The 2,545-nt window shown below is 68.2% G+C and carries 3 protein-coding genes; all 3 read left to right on the forward strand.

All coding sequences use genetic code 11. The features are described from left to right. Window positions 1–995 (forward strand): tRNA dihydrouridine synthase DusB (gene dusB / locus LQV45_RS25390; RefSeq protein WP_230009398.1); only part of this gene is annotated, 995 nt, incomplete at its 5' end. Beyond that, on the forward strand, window positions 979–2,277 hold the full coding sequence (locus LQV45_RS25395) for a deoxyguanosinetriphosphate triphosphohydrolase (RefSeq protein ID WP_230009400.1): 1,299 nt from the start codon (window positions 979–981) through the stop codon (window positions 2,275–2,277). The genes dusB and LQV45_RS25395, both read left to right, overlap by 17 nt. Window positions 2,278–2,329: 52 nt before the next feature. Further along, window positions 2,330–2,545: CHC2 zinc finger domain-containing protein (locus tag LQV45_RS25400; RefSeq protein ID WP_230009402.1), on the forward strand; the 216-nt coding region annotated here is incomplete at its 3' end.

Raw genomic sequence — 2,545 nt, forward strand, 5'->3', positions numbered from 1 at the left:
CCCTCGTCGAGCGCACGCCGGAGTCGCTGCGCATCATTTCGCACGACGACGACGAAAAAGTCCGTTCCGTCCAGCTGTACGGCGTGGACCCCGTCACCGTCGGCCAGGCCGTCCGGATGCTGGTGGAGGAGGACCGGGCGGACCACATCGACCTCAACTTCGGCTGCCCCGTGCCCAAGGTCACCCGGCGCGGCGGCGGATCGGCCTTGCCGTGGAAGATCGACCTCTTCACCTCCATCGTCCAGACCGCGGTGAAGGAAGCCTCCAAGGGCAATGTCCCGTTGACCATCAAGATGCGCAAGGGCATCGACGAGGACCACCTGACCTACCTGGACGCCGGCCGGATTGCCCGCGATTCCGGCGTCGCAGCCGTCGCGCTTCATGGCCGCACGGCCGCCCAGTTCTATTCCGGCCAGGCCGACTGGTCCGCCATCGCCCGGCTGCGCGAGGCCCTGCCGGACATTCCCGTTCTCGGCAACGGAGATATCTGGTCCGCGGAGGACGCGGTCCGGATGGTCCGCGAAACGGGTGTGGACGGCGTCGTCGTCGGCCGTGGCTGCCAGGGCAGGCCCTGGTTGTTCGGCGACCTCATGGCCGCGTTCGAAGGCAGCGACCAGCGGCACCGGCCGGACCTGCGCCAGGTTGCCGAGAGCGTGTACCGGCACGCTGAGCTCATGGTCGAAACGTTCGGGGACGAGGGCAAAGCCCTGCGCGAAATCCGCAAGCACATTGCCTGGTACTTCAAGGGCTACGTGGTCGGCAGCGAACTGCGGACCAAGCTGGCGCTCGTCACCAGCCTGGAGGTGCTGCGCGGCACCCTGGACCAGCTGGACCTCGACTCGCCGTATCCCGGAGGCGACGCCGAGGGTCCGCGCGGCCGCGCTGGTTCGCCCAAAAAACCGGCACTGCCAAAGGACTGGCTGCTGAACCGGACGCTGGATGACGCCCAGACCCGCGATATTTCCTTCGCCGAACTGGATGTCTCCGGTGGCTGAGACCCGGACCACCGCGCCCGTCCTGGACGGGTATACCTCCCGCGACTGGGCCCGCTGGGTCGAGGAGCCGCCCAAGAGCACCTACCGCTCGGACTTCGAGCGTGACCGTGCAAGGGTCCTGCACTCCTCGGCGCTGCGCCGGCTCGGCGCGAAGACCCAGGTGGTGGCCCCGGATACCGACGACTTCGTCCGGACCCGGCTCACCCACAGCCTCGAAGTTGCCCAGGTGGGCCGCGAACTGGGCCGTGCGCTGGGCTGTGACCCCGACGTCGTGGACACCGCATGCCTCAGCCACGACCTCGGCCACCCGCCTTTCGGCCACAATGGCGAAGCGGCCCTCAACGAGGTGGCGCACGGGATCGGCGGCTTCGAAGGCAACGCCCAGACGCTGCGGCTGCTGACCCGGCTGGAGCCAAAGGTTCTGGCCGCCGACGGCCGGCCGGCCGGCCTGAACCTGACCCGGGCCAGTCTCGATGCCGCCGCCAAATACCCGTGGTCCGCGGTAAACGCCCCCGTTATCCACGGGGAGCGGACCAGCAAGTTCGGTGCCTACGAGGACGACCTCCCCATCTTCGACTGGATCCGCGACGGCGCCCCGGAACGCCGGTCCTGCCTCGAAGCGCAGGTCATGGACCTGGCGGACGATATCTCCTACTCGGTGCACGACGTCGAGGACGCGATCGTGGCAGGGCACTTCCAGCTGCGCTGGATGGACAACCCGGACCACCGCGCCCGCGTCGTCGGCTACGCCAAGCAGTGGTACCTGCCGCACAACGATCCCGCCGCGATCGACGCCGCCCTGGCCCGGCTGGAGGCCACGGATGTCTGGGTGCGCGAGGCCGACGGCAGCCGCAAAGCCATGGCGGCGCTCAAGGACATGACCAGCCAGCTCATCGGCCGCTTCTGCCAGAGCGCGCTGGAGGCCACCCGCACGGTCTACGGCCCGGAAAACCTGACCCGCTACAACGCTGAGCTGATCGTTCCGGATGAAACCGTGATGGAAATCGCGGTCATGAAGGGCCTGGCCACCACCTTCGTGATGACCACCGAACACCGGCAGCCCATCTACGAGCGCCAGCGCGAGGTCCTGCATGCCCTCGTCACCGCGCTCAGCGCCACGGGGGACCGCCATCTGGAACCGATGTTCGCCGCCGACTGGCTCGACGCGGGCGACGACGCCGCGCGGCTGCGTGTCGTCATCGACCAGGTCGCGTCGCTGACGGACGGCTCGGCGCTGGCCATGTACGAGCGTCTCGTGGGCAGCCTGCCGTCGCTGTGGTGAGGGCCGCCATGGCCGGCCCGTCGGCGTCGTACCCGGGGACTAGGATGGCAATGTGGCCGGCCTGATCAAACGCGAAGACATCGATGAAGTACGCCAGCGCACCGACATCAAGGAAGTCGTCGATGGCTACGTGACGCTCAAGGGAGCCGGGCTCGGGTCCTACAAGGGTCTGTGCCCCTTCCACGACGAGCGTTCTCCATCTTTCACCGTTCGACCCCAGGTTGGCCGGTACCACTGCTTTGGCTGCGGCGAGGACGGCGACGTCATC

It is taken from the genome of Microbacterium sp. Bi128, assembly GCF_918698205.1.

Bases quoted from the DNA above. Each gene is read 5' to 3' on its own strand.
- LQV45_RS25395 (WP_230009400.1), top strand. From the start codon at position 979: ATGTCTCCGGTGGCTGAGACCCGGACCACCGCGCCCGTCCTGGACGGG.